The organism is Burkholderia seminalis, from assembly GCF_001718535.1.
Lineage (GTDB): Bacteria > Pseudomonadota > Gammaproteobacteria > Burkholderiales > Burkholderiaceae > Burkholderia > Burkholderia seminalis.
In genome coordinates, this window is record NZ_CP013398.1 from 530,388 (window position 1) to 547,042 (window position 16,655).

The 16,655-nt window shown below is 67.3% G+C and carries 14 protein-coding genes; 13 read left to right on the top strand and 1 reads right to left on the bottom strand.

The window, feature by feature from the left end; all coding sequences use genetic code 11:
• Window positions 1–112 precede the first annotated feature (112 nt).
• The gene (locus tag WJ12_RS02380; protein WP_034186345.1) at window positions 113–1,264 is read right to left on the bottom strand and encodes a porin; all 1,152 of its coding nucleotides are present in this window, start codon (window positions 1,262–1,264) and stop codon (window positions 113–115) included.
• A gap of 279 nt (window positions 1,265–1,543) precedes the next feature.
• Here WJ12_RS02380 and coq7 point away from each other — a divergent pair, with 279 nt between their 5' ends.
• The 13 genes from coq7 (at window position 1,544) to WJ12_RS02445 (ending at window position 16,638) form a co-directional block, all read left to right on the top strand.
• Window positions 1,544–2,167 (top strand): 2-polyprenyl-3-methyl-6-methoxy-1,4-benzoquinone monooxygenase, encoded by a 624-nt coding sequence (gene coq7, locus WJ12_RS02385; RefSeq protein ID WP_034186346.1) that lies wholly within the window; start codon window positions 1,544–1,546, stop codon window positions 2,165–2,167.
• Window positions 2,168–2,553: 386 nt separating this feature from the next.
• Window positions 2,554–2,982: a division/cell wall cluster transcriptional repressor MraZ gene (gene mraZ / locus WJ12_RS02390; protein WP_006487094.1), complete on the top strand. Its 429-nt coding sequence runs from the start codon at window positions 2,554–2,556 to the stop codon at window positions 2,980–2,982.
• Window positions 2,983–3,005: 23 nt separating this feature from the next.
• Window positions 3,006–3,947 (top strand): 16S rRNA (cytosine(1402)-N(4))-methyltransferase RsmH, encoded by a 942-nt coding sequence (gene rsmH, locus WJ12_RS02395; RefSeq protein ID WP_034186443.1) that lies wholly within the window; start codon window positions 3,006–3,008, stop codon window positions 3,945–3,947.
• Window positions 3,944–4,285, top strand: a complete 342-nt coding sequence (gene ftsL / locus WJ12_RS02400; protein WP_034186347.1) for a cell division protein FtsL — start codon at window positions 3,944–3,946, stop codon at window positions 4,283–4,285. The genes rsmH and ftsL overlap by 4 nt, the downstream gene beginning before the upstream one ends.
• On the top strand, window positions 4,282–6,129 hold the full coding sequence (locus tag WJ12_RS02405) for a peptidoglycan D,D-transpeptidase FtsI family protein (RefSeq protein WP_034186348.1): 1,848 nt from the start codon (window positions 4,282–4,284) through the stop codon (window positions 6,127–6,129). Before ftsL ends, WJ12_RS02405 begins: the two co-directional genes overlap by 4 nt.
• Window positions 6,126–7,664 carry a UDP-N-acetylmuramoyl-L-alanyl-D-glutamate--2,6-diaminopimelate ligase gene (locus WJ12_RS02410; RefSeq protein WP_059558080.1) on the top strand — a complete coding sequence of 513 codons (1,539 nt, stop codon included), beginning with the start codon at window positions 6,126–6,128 and terminating at the stop codon, window positions 7,662–7,664. Before WJ12_RS02405 ends, WJ12_RS02410 begins: the two co-directional genes overlap by 4 nt.
• Window positions 7,661–9,067, top strand: coding sequence for a UDP-N-acetylmuramoyl-tripeptide--D-alanyl-D-alanine ligase (locus WJ12_RS02415; RefSeq protein WP_059558079.1), 1,407 nt, complete (start codon window positions 7,661–7,663; stop codon window positions 9,065–9,067). Before WJ12_RS02410 ends, WJ12_RS02415 begins: the two co-directional genes overlap by 4 nt.
• A gap of 16 nt (window positions 9,068–9,083) precedes the next feature.
• Window positions 9,084–10,253 (top strand): phospho-N-acetylmuramoyl-pentapeptide-transferase, encoded by a 1,170-nt coding sequence (gene mraY, locus WJ12_RS02420; protein ID WP_006477019.1) that lies wholly within the window; start codon window positions 9,084–9,086, stop codon window positions 10,251–10,253.
• Window positions 10,254–10,281: 28 nt separating this feature from the next.
• On the top strand, window positions 10,282–11,793 hold the full coding sequence (gene murD / locus WJ12_RS02425; RefSeq protein ID WP_059558077.1) for a UDP-N-acetylmuramoyl-L-alanine--D-glutamate ligase: 1,512 nt from the start codon (window positions 10,282–10,284) through the stop codon (window positions 11,791–11,793).
• Window positions 11,790–13,073 carry a putative lipid II flippase FtsW gene (gene ftsW / locus WJ12_RS02430; protein ID WP_034186352.1) on the top strand — a complete coding sequence of 428 codons (1,284 nt, stop codon included), beginning with the start codon at window positions 11,790–11,792 and terminating at the stop codon, window positions 13,071–13,073. Before murD ends, ftsW begins: the two co-directional genes overlap by 4 nt.
• A complete protein-coding gene (murG, locus tag WJ12_RS02435) occupies window positions 13,070–14,170 on the top strand; it encodes an undecaprenyldiphospho-muramoylpentapeptide beta-N-acetylglucosaminyltransferase (RefSeq protein WP_049032744.1) in 1,101 nt (366 codons plus the stop codon). The genes ftsW and murG overlap by 4 nt, the downstream gene beginning before the upstream one ends.
• On the top strand, window positions 14,167–15,564 hold the full coding sequence (murC, locus tag WJ12_RS02440) for a UDP-N-acetylmuramate--L-alanine ligase (RefSeq protein WP_069245534.1): 1,398 nt from the start codon (window positions 14,167–14,169) through the stop codon (window positions 15,562–15,564). The genes murG and murC overlap by 4 nt, the downstream gene beginning before the upstream one ends.
• 132 nt (window positions 15,565–15,696) lie before the next feature.
• On the top strand, window positions 15,697–16,638 hold the full coding sequence (locus tag WJ12_RS02445) for a D-alanine--D-alanine ligase (RefSeq protein ID WP_069245535.1): 942 nt from the start codon (window positions 15,697–15,699) through the stop codon (window positions 16,636–16,638).
• Window positions 16,639–16,655 lie beyond the last annotated feature (17 nt).

The following is a 16,655-nucleotide window of genomic DNA, read 5'->3' on the forward strand; positions in this document are numbered from 1 at the left end:
CGTGATTGGCCGGCGGATTTCTGGCGCGCCGGTCCAGCATGGTCGCCGCCGGGGAAAAGAAAAAGGCGCCCGAAGGCGCCTTCAATATGCTGCGGCTTGTCAGGCAAGCTGATTAGAACTTGTGACGGATACCGACGCGCGCTGCGACCTGGTTGGCGGAGCTCGAACCTGCGAGACCGTTGATCGCCGCGGTTGCCTTCAGGACGTTGCCGTTCGCGTCGAGCACGTTGCCCGAAGCGTGTTGGTACACGCCGATTGCGTAGACGTCCGTGCGCTTCGACAGGAAGTAGTCGACGCCCAGCGAGCCTTGGTGGTACTTGGCTGCCGAGTTGCCGTCGATCTTGCTGCCTTGCGTGTAGTCGTACGCCGCGCCGAGAATCAGCGCCGGGGTCAGCTGATACTTGAAGTTGATTTCGCCGTTGTTGAACGTCGCGGTCTGGTTCACGAACGGGCCTGCCGAGAAGCCCTTGAACTTCGTGTTCGAGTACGTCGCGCCGATCGTTGCCGCGCCGAACGTGTAGGCGCCGCCTGCACCGATGACCTGGTACGTGTTCGCGTTGTTCGCGTACGCGCCGTAGATCGGCGACGAAACCGACGACGATGCGGAACCGTTGTTGAACATGCCGCCGAACTGGTTCGGCGTACGTGCGTTCAAGTAACCGACGCCGAGGACCAGCGGGCCGTTGTTGTAGCCTGCGCCGAGCGACCAGACCTGGTTCTTCGAGAACTGGCCTGCCTGGCCGCCGAAGCTGTACAGGCCGCCGAACGTGATGCCGCCGTAGCTCTGGCTCGTGAACTTGACCGCGTTGTTCACGCGATAGGCGTTGTTGAAGTTGTCCAGGTCGCCCGGGTGAGCGGCGATGTAGCCGCCCCACTGGTCGCCTGCCTCGAGCGGGCCGACGAAGTCGACGACGGAGTCGTACTGACGACCCAGCGTGACCGTGCCGTACTGGCTCGACAGGCCGACGTAGGCCTGACGACCGAACATCAGGCCGCCCTGACCGAGCTTGCCGCTGTTCACGTCGAAACCGTTTTCGAGGGTGAAGATTGCCTTCAGGCCGCCACCGAGGTCTTCGGTGCCGCGCAGGCCGAAGCGGCTGCCTTGCATCACGCCGCTGGCCATGCTGTACAGGTGCTTGCCGCCTGCATTGTTGTTGAAGAGCAGGCCTTCATCGATGATGCCGTAAAGCGTCACGCTGCTTTGCGCTTGGGCAGCGCCAGCGAACGCGCCCAGCGCGACGAGCGCGAGAAGCGACTTTTTCATTAACGGATCTCCAAGAATCACTGAATTTTTTTGGCGGGGCAGATAGTTATGTTCTGTTGACGGGCCCCATCAACTTCGCAAGAAGTCGGACGTAATGTAGCAAAACCGTTTTTTGCCACAAAGCGAAATGCCGTGGCGCAAGGCCGCCATGTTTCCTTTATGCAACAATGGTTAAAATCACGGGTTAACCGCAATTTCCGCTGAATAATCAAGTCGGTTACGCAGCGGACTCGTGCCCTTGCCGCTCGCGGCGGCACCTGCAGCCAGGAGAACAGGAACGTGTTGGATGAACTGATCAGCGAATTCGATCGCGGCTTGCGATCGCTGACCGGCATTAGCCGGATGAGCCGCCCGGTGCCCACGCCGGCCGAGGCGCCCGACGTCGAGCTGACGCCGGCCGAACGGACGCATGCCGCCGGGCTGATGCGCGTGAACCACGTCGGGGAGGTCTGCGCGCAGGCGCTCTACCAGGCGCAGAAGCTCACCGCGCGCACGGCGTCGGCGAAGGCGATGTTCGAGGAGGCCGCGCGCGAGGAAGAGGATCACCTCGCGTGGACCGCGCACCGCCTGAAGGAACTCGACTCGCGCCCGAGCCTGCTGAATCCGCTGTGGTATGCCGGCGCGCTCGCGATCGGCGTCGCGGCCGGCACGCTCGGCGACAAGGTCAGCCTCGGCTTCATGGCCGAGACGGAGCGGCAGGTCGAGAATCATCTCGAAGGCCATATGTCCGAGCTGCCGGCGACCGACGCGGCGTCGCGCGCGATCGTCGACCAGATGCGGATCGACGAGGTGAAGCACGGCAAGGCCGCGACCGACGCAGGCGGGATCGAGTTGCCGCTGCCCGCGCGGATGCTGATGCGCGCCGCGTCGAAAGTCATGACGAGCACTGCGTACTATCTCTGAGAATTGCGCCGGGGCGACGCATGACGCCGCCCTGGTTCACCGCCCCCGATACCGCCCGCCGCCCCCTCGTTTTCCCGCCCCCGAAAGCCCCGTCCGCACGCCTGTCTGGCCCGTCTTTCTCACGTATCACCTTCACAAGTTGCACTAGCTCATTCATTTATAACGGTTTTTGGTATGAGGGGGCGCATGAGCATGTGCGCGTAAGTCCTTGTTCTAACTAACAAAATTCGTCAAAAAAGCGGGCCGCTCCCTTGACCGTGCCACACCCTTCCTCTAAAGTGGGAGACAGTGTGAGAAAGTGTATTTTTGTGTGATTTAGCGGGCTATTCCGGCTAAATTCTCAGCATTGAGCGGGTGCTTCGGTGCCCTGAACGGGAGAGCGGAAAGTGTTCCAAGGGGCGTCGGCGCTGACGCTCGATGCGAAAGGGCGGATGTCGGTGCCGGCTCGCTATCGCGAAGCGCTGCAAGGACAGGCAGAAGGACGGGTGACTGTGACCAAGCACCCGGACGGCTGCCTGTTGCTGTTTCCGCGCCCCGAATGGGAAGTATTCCGCGCCAAGATCGCCGCGCTGCCGATGGACGCGCACTGGTGGCGGCGCATTTTTCTCGGCAATGCGATGGACGTCGATCTCGACAGCGCGGGCCGGATTCTCGTATCGCCCGAGCTGCGCATGGCAGCCGGACTGGAAAAGGAAGTCATGTTGTTGGGAATGGGTAGTCACTTCGAGCTGTGGGATTCGCAAACCTACAACGCGAAGGAGCAGGCAGCGATGGCGCAGGGCATGCCCGACGCGCTGAAGAATTTCACGTTCTGATTGCGGTGACGGAGACGCCCGCGATGGGAAATGAATTGCGGCATCGGACGGTGCTGTTGGATGAGGCGGTCGAGTCGCTCGTGACGCGGCCGGACGGCGTGTACGTCGACGGTACGTTCGGGCGGGGCGGGCATAGCCGCGCGGTGCTCGCGCGGCTCGCGCCGGCCGGGCGGCTGATCGCGTTCGACAAGGACCCGAGGGCGATCGAGACGGCGCAGGGCATCGAGGATGCGCGCTTCTCGATCGTGCATGACAGCTTTGCATCGATGCGCGACGCGCTTGCGGCGCGCGGCGTCGAGAAGGTGGCGGGTGTGTTGCTGGACCTGGGCGTGTCCTCGCCGCAGGTGGACGATCCGGCGCGCGGCTTCAGCTTCCGCGCCGATGGTCCGCTGGACATGCGAATGGATCCGACGCGTGGCGAGTCGGCGGCCGAATGGCTCGCGCGGGCTTCGGTGCAGGAATTGACGGAGGTGATACGGGATTATGGGGAAGAACGGTTTGCTTTTCAGATTGCAAAGGCGCTTGTTGCTCGCCGGGCAGAGTCCGACCGTCTTGGGCCTCTCGACACCACGGGCGAGCTTGCCCAAATCGTGGGTCACGTCGTCAAAACCCGTGAGAAGGGCAAGGATCCGGCAACCCGCACCTTTCAGGCTATACGGATTCACGTCAATCAAGAGCTTGCGGACCTGCAAGTCGTACTAGACGCGGCACTGTCGTTGCTGGAGCAAGGGGGGCGGCTGGTGGTGATCAGCTTTCATTCACTCGAGGACCGGATCGTCAAGCGATTCATGCAGGCGCACGCCAGTGCGCCTGCGGTCGATCGTCGCCTGCCGATCCGCGCCGTCGACCTCCCGAGCCCGCCGCTCAAGATCATCAGCCGTCAGTTTCCGAGTGAAGCGGAAGTCGCCGCGAATCCGCGCGCCCGCTCGGCCGTGATGCGCATTGCGGAGCGCGTCACGCCATGAGCCGCTTCAATATCTTCCTGCTGATCATCGTGATGGGTTGCGCGCTGTCGGTCGTCAACTCGACGAACCAGCAGCGGCAGATCTTCATCCAGCTGCAGCGCGCGCAGTCGCAGGAGCGCCAGCTCCAGCAGGACTACGCGCAGCTTCAATATCAGCAGAGCGCGCTGTCGAAGACGTCGCGCATCGAGCAACTCGCGAACGATTCGCTGAAGATGCAGGCGATCTCGACCGGCCGCACGCAATACCTGACGCTGCCGCCGGGCGCGGCGAAGGCGATCGACGCGCCGATCCCGGCGTCGGCCGACACGGCAGGCAAGGGCAAGGGGGGCGCGCGATGAAGCCGTCCCAGAAGCGCCAGAACGTGAAGTTCTCGTCGAGCCCCGTGCTGGGCGTGCACCTGCCGATGTGGCGCTCGAAGTTCGTCGTGTTCCTGCTGTTCATGGCGTTCGTCGCGCTGGCCGCGCGGGCGTTCTGGATCCAGGGGCCCGGCAACGCGTTCTATCAGAAGCAGGGCGAAAGCCGCTACCAGCGCACGCTCGAGCTGCCCGCGACGCGCGGCAAGATCCTCGACCGTAACGGGCTCGTGCTCGCGACGAGCCTGCCCGTGCGCGCGATCTGGGCGATTCCCGACGCGGTGCCGGACGATCTCGACGCCGACAAGATCAACCAGCTCGGCAAGCTCCTCGGCATGACGCCGAAGGAACTGCGCGTGAAGCTGTCGGAAGACAAGGGTTTCGTCTACGTGAAGCGCCAGGTGCCGCTCGACGTTGCGGACAAGGTCGCCGCGCTCGACATTCCCGGCATCTACCAGCGCAACGAATACAAGCGCTTCTATCCGGAAGGCGAGATCACCGCTCACCTGATCGGCTTCACGAACGTCGAGGACGAAGGGCAGGAAGGCGTCGAGCTCGGCGACCAGAAGTTGCTGTCCGGCACGTCGGGCGTGCGTCGCGTGATCAAGGACCGGATGGGGCACATCGTCGAGGACGTCGCCGAGCAGATCCCGCCGCACAACGGGACCGACGTCGACCTGTCGATCGACAGCAAGATCCAGTACATCGCGTACGCGAACCTGAAGGCCGCCGTCGAGAAGTTCAAGGCGAAGGCCGGCGCGGCGATGGTTGTCGACGTGCGTACCGGCGAAGTGCTCGCGCTCGTCAACTACCCGACGTACAACCCGAACGACCGCTCGCGCATGACGGGCGAGCAACTGCGCAACCGGATCATGACCGACGTGTTCGAGCCGGGCTCGATCATGAAGCCATTCACGGTGTCGCTCGCGCTCGACCTGCACCGCGTGACGCCGAACACGCTCGTCGAAACGGGCAACGGGCATTTCGTGCTCGACGGCGCGCCGATCACCGACGACGCGGGTTTCGGCACGCTGACGGTCGGCGGCGTGATCCAGAAGTCGAGCAACATCGGCGCGACGAAGATCGCGATGACGATGCGGCCCGAGGAAATGTGGAATATGTATACGAGCATCGGCCTCGGCCAGGCGCCGAAGGTCGGGTTCCCGGGCGCGGTGGCCGGCCGCCTGCGTCCGTGGAAGAGCTGGCGCCGCATCGAGCAGGCGACGATGTCGTACGGCTACGGCCTGTCGGTGTCGCTGTTCCAGCTCGCACGCGCCTACACGGCGATCGCGCACGACGGCGAGCTGATGCCCGTGACCATTTTCAAGACCGACCCCAATCAGCCGATCACGGGCACGCAGGTATTCAACCCGACCACCGCGCGCGAAGTGCGCGCGATGCTCGAGACGGTGGTCGCGCCGGGCGGTACGTCGCCGGATGCGGCCGTGCCGGGCTATCGCGTCGGCGGCAAGAGCGGTACCGCGTACAAGCATGAAGGGCACGGCTACACGCGCAAGTACCGTGCGTCGTTCGTCGGGATGGCGCCGATGCCGAATCCGCGCATCGTCGTCGCGGTGTCGGTCGACGAGCCGACCGCCGGCAGCCACTTCGGCGGCCAGGTGTCCGGCCCCGTATTCTCGGCGATCGCCGGCGACACGATGCGTGCGTTGAACGTCCCGCCGAACATGCCGATCAAGCAACTCGTCGTGTCTGACGATTCGCCGGCAGCGCCGAGCGCAACGGGGCCGCAAAAGCTGGCCGCGGGGAGCGGTGCGAAGCATATGATCGTGTCCAGCACGACGCGTAATTCACCAGGAGTTGTTCGATGAGCGCCGCCCGCAGTTCCCATCCGGCGCATCAGCAGATCGCCGCCGCGCTTGCGTGGCTGCGTCAGCATGTGGCCCCCGCGGCGCAACTGCATGCCGACACGCGCAGTCTCAAGGCTGGCGACGTGTTCGTCGCGTATGCGGTCGACGGGGCAGACAATCGCGCCTTCATTGCCAACGCCGTCGCACAAGGTGCGGCCGCCGTGCTGTATCAGCCGGAAGGGCTGGCCGCCGCGCCGGCCGTACCCGTCGCGCTCGCGGTGCCGGCGCTCGACCAGCTCGCCGGCGAGATCGCCAGCGGCTGGTACGGCGATCCGAGCGACAGCCTGCTCGCGGTCGGCGTCACGGGCACGAACGGCAAGACGTCGTGCACGCAATGGCTCGCTGTCGCGCTGACGGCGTTGCATCAGCCGTGCGCGGTGATCGGCACGCTCGGCAGCGGGATGCCCGGCCAGCTCGTGCCGACCGGCTTCACGACGCCCGACGCGCCGCAACTGCAGCGCAGCCTCGCGCAGTTGCGCGACGCCGGTGCGAAGGCGGTGGCGATGGAAGTGTCGTCGCACGCGTTGCATCAGGGCCGCGTGAACGGCACGGCCTTCGATATCGCGGTATTTACGAACCTCACGCAGGATCACCTCGACTATCACGGCACGTTCGATGCGTACGAAGCCGCGAAGGCGAAGCTGTTCGCGTGGCGCGGCCTGCGCGCGGCGGTGATCAATCGCGACGACGCAGCCGGCCGGCGCCTGCTCGAGAAGCTGGCCGGCCGCGTGCGCACGATCGCGTACGGGATCGGCGACGCGGCGGCACCCGACGCCGATCGCGAGCTGGTCGCGCTCGACGTGCGTGCGACCGCCACCGGCACCGCATTCCGCCTGCGTTCGTCGTGGGGCGACGCGGACGTCGAGGTCGGCACGCTCGGCACCTTCAACGTCAGCAACCTGCTTGCCGTACTCGGCTCGCTGCTCGCGGCCGATGTGCCGTTCGACGCGGCGCTCGCCGAGATCGAGCGGCTCGAGTCGGTCAACGGCCGGATGCAGCGGCTCGGCGGCCGGCTGCAGAACGACGAACCGCTCGTCGTGATCGACTACGCGCACACGCCCGACGCGCTCGAAAAGACGCTCGACGCGTTGCGCCCGATCGCCACGGCGCGCGGTGGCCGGCTCGTCTGCATGTTCGGCTGCGGCGGCGATCGCGACGCAACGAAGCGCCCGCTGATGGGCGCGATCGCGGAGCGGCTCGCCGACGAGACCGTCGTCACGAGCGACAACCCGCGCAGCGAGGATCCGCAGCGCATCATCGACCAGATCGTCGCGGGCATGACCGCACCCGATCACGCACGCCGCATCGAGGATCGCGCGAGCGCGATCCTGCAGGCCGTGCGCGGCGCCGCACGCGAGGATGTCGTCGTGCTGGCCGGCAAGGGCCACGAGGCCACGCAGGAAATCATGGGCAAGAAGCGTACGTTCTCCGATCAGGATCACGCGCGGCTCGCGCTGGCGGCGCGCGCGACGCACGGCAAGGGAGGCGGCGAATGACGATGCTCAGTCTCGGCGAAGCCGCCCGTCTGATTCCCGGCGCCACCGTCCACGGCGACGCGGGCGTCACGTTCGACCGCGTGTCGACGGACAGCCGCACGGCCGGGCCGGGCGACCTGTTCGTCGCGCTGAAGGGCGAGCGCTTCGACGCGCACGACTTCCTCGGCGACGTCGCCGCGCGCGGTGCCGCCGCGGCACTCGTCGCGCACGTGCCGGCGGGCGTCACGATGCCGGCGATCGTGGGCGGCGAAACGCGTGCCGCGCTCGGCGCGCTCGCGCACGGCTGGCGCATGCGATTCCCGCTGCCGCTCGTCGCGGTGACGGGCAGCAACGGCAAGACGACGGTCAAGGAAATGATCGCGTCGATCTTCGCGGCGGCGGTCGGCGCCGACGCGCGACTCGCGACGGCCGGCAACCTGAACAACGATGTCGGCCTGCCGCTGACGCTGTTGCGCCTGTCGCCCGCCCATCGTCTCGCGGTGATCGAGATCGGGATGAACCATCCGGGCGAGACCGAAGTCCTCGCGCGCCTCACGGCGCCGACGGTCGCGCTCGTCAACAACGCGCAGCGCGAGCACCAGGAATTCATGTCGACGGTCGAAGCCGTGGCGCTCGAACACGCGGCCGTGATTCACGCGCTGCCGCCGGATGGCGTCGCGGTGTTCCCGGCCGACGACGCGTACGCGGGCATCTGGCGCGTCGCGGCGACCGGCAACCGGATCCTCGATTTCGCGCTGCACGACGCCGAACGGCAGAACGACGCGCAGGTCGTCGGCCGTCTGCACGGCGGCGAACTCGCGATCGACACGCCGGCGGGTGCCGTCACGGTGCGGCTGCGCGCGCTCGGCGAGCACAATGCACGCAACGCGCTGGCCGCGACGGCCGCGGCGCTCGGCGCCGGCGTCTCGCTGTCGGCGATCCGGCAGGGCCTCGAATCGTTCGAACCGGTCAAGGGCCGGCTGCAGGTGAAGCAGGCGATTGCCGGGAGCCTCGCGGGTGCGACGGTCGTCGACGATACGTACAACGCGAACCCCGATTCGATGCGCGCCGCGATCGACGTGCTCGCCGCGCAATCGGGGCCGCGCGTGCTGGTGATCGGCGACATGGGCGAGGTTGGCGAAGAAGGGCCGGCTTTTCACCGCGAGATCGGCGCCTATGCGCGCGATCGCGGGATCGATGCGCTGTTCGCGCTCGGCGACGCGTCGCGCGACGCGTGCACGGCGTACGGCGACACGGCCCGCCATTTCGATGACGTCGGCGCGCTCGTGTTGGCGCTGCTCGCGGCCGGATACGGCGCACCGGCGACGGTGCTGGTGAAGGGCTCGCGGTACATGAAGATGGAGCGCGTGGTCGACGCGCTGACGAACCAACCCGCGGCGGGCACGGCGCCCGCCGCACACTGAGTAGAAGGAAGGAAGCATGCTGCTGGCGCTGGCGCAATGGCTGCAAGGAGACGCAAGCTTTTTGCGCTTGTTCACGTACCTCACGTTCCGTGCGGTGATGGCCACCATCACCGCGCTCGGGATCGGGCTCGTGTGCGGACCGTGGGTGATCCGCAAGCTGACGCAAATGAAGGTCGGGCAGGCCGTGCGCAAGGACGGCCCGCAGACCCACCTCGTCAAGTCCGGCACGCCGACGATGGGCGGCGTGCTGATCCTGATCGGCATCGCGGTCGCGACGCTGCTGTGGGGCGACCTGACGAACCGTTTCATCTGGATCGTGATGCTCGTCACGTTCGGCTTCGGCGTGATCGGCTGGGTCGACGATTACCGCAAGGTCGTCCACAAGGACCCGCGCGGGATGTCGTCGCGCGAGAAGTATTTCTGGCAATCGGTGATCGGGCTGTTCGCGGCCGTCTACCTGGCCTTCAGCGTGTCCGAGGCGAACAACGTGCGCGTGTTCGACCTGTTCATGGCATGGGTGAGGAGCGGCCTGTCGATGGGGCTGCCCGCACGTGCCGACCTGATGCTGCCGTTCCTGAAGTCGATCAGCTACCCGCTCGGCGTGTGGGGCTTCATCGTGCTGACCTACTTCGTGATCGTCGGCGCGAGCAACGCGGTGAACCTGACCGACGGCCTCGACGGCCTCGTGATCATGCCGGTCGTGCTGGTCGGCGCGTCGCTGGGTGTGTTCGCGTACGTGATGGGCAGCGCGGTCTATTCAAAATACCTGCTGTTCCCGCACATCCCGGGCGCGGGCGAGCTGCTGATCTTCTGCTCCGCGATGGGCGGGGCAGGGCTCGCGTTCCTCTGGTACAACACGCACCCCGCGCAGGTGTTCATGGGCGACGTCGGCGCGCTGGCGCTCGGCGGCGCGCTCGGCACGGTCGCGGTGATCGTGCGCCAGGAAATCGTGCTGTTCATCATGGGCGGCATCTTCGTCGCGGAAACGCTGTCGGTGATGCTGCAGGTTTCGTGGTTCAAGTACACGAAGAAGCGTTACGGCGAAGGGCGGCGCCTGCTGAAGATGGCGCCGCTGCATCACCATTTCGAATTGTCCGGCTGGAAGGAAACGCAGGTGGTCGTGCGTTTCTGGATCATCACGCTGATGCTGTGCCTGTTTGGTCTGACCACCCTCAAGCTGCGGTAAAGGAAAGGTAACAAGGATGTCTGGCGAGATGTTTGGAGATCGGCAACGGCCGATGGTGCTCGTACTGGGGCTCGGTGAATCGGGTCTCGCGATCGCGCGATGGTGCGCGAGGCACGGGTGCCGGCTGCGTATTGCCGATACCCGCGAGGCGCCGCCGAACCTTGCCGCGCTGCAGGCCGAAGGCATCGATGCGGAATTCGTCGGCGGGGCATTCACGCCCGCACTGCTCGACGGCGGCGTCGAGATCGTCGGGCTGAGCCCCGGGCTGTCGCCGCTCGAACCGGCACTCGCGGCGCTGGTCGCGGCCGCGCACGAGCGCGGGATCGCGGTGTGGGGCGAGCTGGAATTCTTCGCGCAGGCATTGCGCGCGCTCGGCACGAGCGGCTACCAGCCGAAGGTGCTCGCGATCACCGGCACCAACGGCAAGACCACGACGACGAGCCTCGCGGGCCTGCTGTGCCGGCGCGCGGGCAAGAAGGTCGCCGTCGCGGGCAACATCAGCCCGGCGATGCTCGATCGGCTCGCGAACGCGATCGACGAAACCGCGCTGCCCGACGTGTGGGTGCTCGAACTGTCGAGCTTCCAGCTCGAGACCGCGCGCACGTTTGCACCCGATGCCGCCGCGATCCTCAACATCACGCAGGACCACCTCGACTGGCACGGCGGCTTCGACGCGTATGCGCAGGCAAAGGGCCGGATCTTCGGTGCGACGACGACGCGCGTGCTGAACCGCGACGATGCGGCCGTGATGAAGTTCGCGCCGGCAGCCGGCGCGGCCGACGCGCCGCGCACGGTCACGTTCGGCCTGAACGAGCCGGTGCAGGACGGCGACTACGGGCTGTCGCGCGACAACGGCATTGCATGGCTGGTGGAAGCCGTCGATCGCGACGCACCGGATGAAGTGACGACGACCCGCCGGCGCAGGCGCGACGCCGCGCATACGCCCGACATCGCGCAGAAGCGCCTGATGCCGGCCGACGCGCTGCGCATCCGCGGGCTGCACAACGCGGCGAACGCGCTGGCCGCATTCGCGCTCGCCCGCGCGATCGACCTGCCGGCCGCGCCGCTGCTGCACGCGCTGCGCGAATATCGCGGCGAAGCGCATCGCGTCGAAGTGATCGCGACGATCGACGACGTCGACTACGTCGACGACAGCAAGGGCACCAACGTCGGCGCGACGGTCGCCGCGCTCGACGGGCTCGCGCAGAAGATCGTGCTGATCGCGGGCGGCGACGGCAAGGGCCAGGATTTCGCACCGCTGGTCGCACCGGTCGCACGCTGGTGCCGCGCGGTGATGCTGATCGGCCGCGACGCGCCGGCAATCCGCGACACGCTCGCCGAAACGGGCGTGCCGCTCGCCGATCACGCGACGCTCGAAAGCGCGGTGCACGCGGCGGCCGATCTCGCGGAGCCGGGCGACGCGGTGTTGCTGTCGCCCGCATGCGCGAGCCTCGACATGTTCAGGAACTACGCCCATCGCGCGGATGTGTTCCGCGCGGCGGTCGACGAAATCGCCATCGACAAAGGAGCGACGCCATGAGCTGGTCCGATCGCCTCGTCTCCCGGTTCAACGACCGGCGCGACACCGGCGGCAATGCCGCGGGCGGCCGCGTCGCGTCGGCCACGCGCGCCGCAACGGGCGGCCTCGCGAGCGTCGTCAACGGCGTGCGCCCGAGCCGTTCGCGGATGCTCGACTTCGACTACTCGCTGTTGTGGGTCGCGATCGCGCTGCTCGGCCTCGGCGTCGTGATGGTGTATTCGGCGTCGATCGCGATGCCTGATTCGCCGAAATACGCGTCGTATCACGATTACGCGTTCCTGATGCGCCACTGCATTTCGCTCGGCGTCGCGTTCGTCGCGGCGGTGATCGCGTTCCGCGTGCCCGTCTCGACATGGGACAAGTACGCGCCGCATCTCTTCCTGATCGCGCTCGTCGGCCTCGTGATCGTGCTGATCCCGCACGTCGGCAAGGGCGTGAACGGGGCGCGCCGCTGGATTCCGCTCGGCATCACGAACATGCAGCCGTCGGAAATCATGAAGCTCGCGGTGACGATCTACGCGGCGAACTACACGGTGCGCAAGCAGGAATACATGCAGAGCTTCGCGAAGGGCTTCCTGCCGATGGCGTTCGCGGTCGGCCTGGTCGGTGCGCTGCTGCTGCTCGAGCCGGACATGGGCGCGTTCATGGTGGTCGCCGCGATCGCGATGGGCGTGCTGTTCCTCGGCGGCGTGAACGGCAAGCTGTTCGGCGGCCTCGTCGCAACGGCGGTCGGCACGTTCACGATGCTGGTGTGGCTGTCGCCGTGGCGTCGCGAGCGGATCTTCGCGTATCTCGATCCGTGGGACGAGCGCTACGCACAGGGCAAGGCTTACCAGCTCACGCACTCGCTGATCGCATTCGGCCGCGGCGAATGGCTTGGCGTCGGCCTCGGCGGCAGCGTCGAGAAACTGAACTACCTGCCGGAAGCGCACACCGACTTCATCCTCGCGGTGATCGGCGAGGAACTCGGCTTCGTCGGCGTGCTGGTCGTGATCCTGCTGTTCTACTGGATCGTGCGCCGCGCGTTCGAGATCGGCCGCCAGGCGCTCGCGCTCGACCGCACGTTCGCGGGCCTGATGGCAAAAGGTATCGGCATCTGGTTCGGCGCGCAGACGTTCATCAACATGGGCGTGAACCTCGGGCTGCTGCCGACCAAGGGCCTGACGCTGCCGCTGGTGAGCTACGGCGGCTCGGGCATCCTGCTGAACTGCGTCGCGCTGGCGGTGCTGCTGCGGGTCGACTACGAAAACCGGGTGCTGATGCGCGGAGGGAAGGTATGACCGCGTCGCAACGCACGCTGATGGTGATGGCAGGCGGCACCGGGGGCCACGTGTTCCCGGGGCTCGCGGTCGCGCACCGGATGGAAGCGGCGGGCTGGCGCGTCGTGTGGCTCGGCAATCCGGCCGGGATGGAAGCGACGCTCGTGCCGAAGCACGGCATTCCGATGGAATACGTGCGGTTCGGCGGGCTGCGCGGCAAGGGCCTGAAGACCAAGCTGACGCTGCCGGTCAACCTGTTGCGCGCGTGCTGGCAGAGCCTCGGCGCGCTGCGCCGCGTGCGGCCGGACGTCGTGCTCGGGATGGGCGGCTACATCACGTTCCCGGCGGGTGTGATGACCGCGCTGTCGGGGCGTCCGCTCGTGCTGCATGAACAGAATTCGATCGCGGGCCTGACGAACAAGGTGCTCGCGAAACTCGCGAAGCGCGTGCTCGTCGCGTTCCCCGGCGCACTGCCGCACGCGGAATGGACCGGCAACCCGATTCGCGCGGAACTTGCGCACACGGAACCGCCCAAAGCACGCTATGCGTCGCGCAGCGGTCCGCTGAACGTGCTGGTCGTCGGCGGCAGCCTCGGGGCGGCCGCGCTGAACGAAGTCGTGCCGCGCGCGCTGGCGCTGCTGACGCCGGGCGAACGCCCGCGCGTCGTGCACCAGGCCGGCGTGAAGCACATCGACGCATTGAAGGCGAATTACGAAGCGGCCGGTTTCGCGGCCGGCGAGGACGTGCGGCTCGTGCCGTTCATCGACGACATGGCGGCCGCGTACGCGGCGGCGGATCTGGTGATCTGCCGGTCGGGCGCGATGACGGTGTCGGAGATCGCGGCGGTGGGCGTGGCGGCGCTGTTCGTGCCGTTCCCGTACGCGGTCGACGATCACCAGACGACCAATGCCGCGTTCCTCGCCGATGCGGGCGCGGCGGTGCTGGTGCAACAACGCGACCTGTCGGCGGAACTGCTCGCCGACTGGCTGCGCGGCCAGTCGCGGGCATCGCTCGCGGACATGGCGGAACGTTCGCGCTCGCTGGCGAAGCCCGAGGCTACCGACGAAGTCGCGCGCGTGTGCGCGAAGGCGGCCGGCGCGCACCTGGAAACACTATGAAACACATCGTCAAACACATTCATTTCGTCGGGATCGGCGGCGCGGGCATGAGCGGCATCGCCGAAGTGCTCGTCAACCTCGGCTACGAGGTCAGCGGCTCGGATCTCTCGCGCAACGCGGTGACCGATCGCCTCCAGGCGCTCGGCGCACGGATCGCGATCGGCCACGACGCGGCGAACATCGCGGGCGCGAACGCGGTCGTCGTGTCGACGGCCGTGCGCTCGGACAACCCGGAAGTGCTGGCCGCCCGCAGCCAGGGCGTGCCGATCGTGCAGCGTGCGGTGATGCTCGCGGAGCTGATGCGCCTGAAGCAGGGCATCGCGATCGCCGGCACGCACGGCAAGACCACGACGACGAGCCTCGTCGCGAGCGTGCTCGCGGCGGGCGGGCTCGACCCGACCTTCGTGATCGGCGGGCGGCTGATCAGCGCCGGCGCGAACGCGCGGCTCGGCACGGGCGACTTCATCGTCGCCGAGGCCGACGAGTCGGACGCGTCGTTCCTGAACCTGTATCCGGTGATCGAAGTCATCACGAACATCGACGCCGACCACATGGACACCTACGGCCACGATTTCGCGCGGCTCAAGCAGGCGTTCATCGAATTCACGCAACGCCTGCCGTTCTACGGCAGCGCGGTCGTGTGCGTCGACGATCCGAACGTGCGGCAGATCATCCCGTTCATCTCGAAGCCGGTCGTGCGCTACGGCCTGTCGCCGGACGCACAGGTGCGCGCGGAAGACATCGACGCGCGCGACGGCCGGATGCACTTCACGGTGATCCGCGAAGGGCGCGCGCCGCTCGCGATCGTGCTGAACCTGCCGGGCCTGCACAACGTGCAGAACGCGCTCGCGGCGATCGCGATCGCGACCGATCTCGGCGTGGCGGACGACGCGATCCAGCAGGCGCTGACGGAATTCAACGGTGTCGGCCGGCGCTTCCAGCGCTACGGCGAGGTGCCGACCGCCGACGGCGGCCAGTACACGCTGATCGACGACTACGGTCATCACCCGGTCGAGATGGCCGCGACGATCGCGGCCGCGCGCGGCGCGTTCCCGGGCCGCCGCCTCGTGCTGGCGTTCCAGCCGCACCGCTACACGCGCACGCGCGACTGCTTCGACGATTTCGTCAACGTGCTGTCGACGGTCGACGCGCTGGTGCTGACGGAAGTCTACGCGGCCGGCGAGGCCGCGATCCCGACGGCCAACGGCGACGCGCTGTCGCGCGCGCTGCGCGCGGTCGGGAAGGTTGACCCGGTGTTCGTCGCGACGGTCGACGACGTGCCGGATGCATTGGCGAAGGTCGCTCAGAACGGCGACGTGGTGATCACGATGGGCGCGGGCTCGATCGGCGGCGTGCCGGCGAAGCTCGTGCAACACATTCAACAGAAGGCATGACATGAAACGACCCCCACGCTCACTTCGTTCGCTGTCGACCGGAGTTGGCGCTTTAGCGCTTACTCCGGTCCCGTGCAAGGCGCCCCCCGCGAGGGCGGTCAGCCTGCTTGGGGCGGCCCGGCGGAGGCTGGCATGAGCGGAACCGATCCGAAACGTTTCGGCAAGGTGGCGGTGTTGTTCGGCGGGGAATCCGCCGAGCGCGAGGTGTCGCTCACCTCGGGCCGCCTCGTGCTGCAGGGCCTGCGCGACGCGGGCGTCGATGCGCATCCGTTCGACCCGGCCGAGCGGCCGCTGTCGGCGCTGAAGGACGAAGGTTTCGTGCGCGCGTTCAACGCGCTGCACGGCGGCTACGGCGAGAACGGCCAGATCCAGGGCGCGCTCGATTTCTACGGCATTCGCTACACGGGCAGCGGCGTGCTCGGGTCGGCGCTCGGCCTCGACAAGTTCCGCACGAAGCTCGTATGGCAGCAGACGGGCGTGCCGACGCCGCCGTTCGAGACGGTGATGCGCGGCGACGATCTGGCCGCGCGCGCGGCCGACATCGTCGCGAAGCTCGGCCTGCCGCTGTTCGTGAAGCCGGCGAGCGAAGGCTCGAGCGTCGCGGTGCTGAAGGTGAAGACGGCCGACGCGTTGCCGGCCGCGCTGGAAGAGGCCGCCACGCACGACAAGATCGTGATCGTCGAGAAGAGCATCGAGGGCGGCGGCGAATACACCGCGTGCATCGCCGGTGATCTCGACCTGCCGCTGATCAAGATCGTGCCGGCGGGCGAGTTCTACGACTACCACGCGAAGTACGTCGCCGACGACACGCAGTACCTGATCCCGTGCGGCCTGCCGGCCGAACAGGAGGCGGAACTGAAGCGCATCGCGCGCCGCGCGTTCGACGTGCTCGGCTGTACCGACTGGGGCCGCGCGGATTTCATGCTCGACGCGGCCGGCAATGCGTATTTCCTGGAAGTGAACACGGCCCCCGGGATGACCGACCACTCGCTGCCGCCGAAGGCGGCGCGCGCGGTCGGCATCAGCTATTCGGAGCTGGTCGTGAAGGTGCTGTCGCTCACGCTCAACGACTGACGCAGGAACGGAACGAC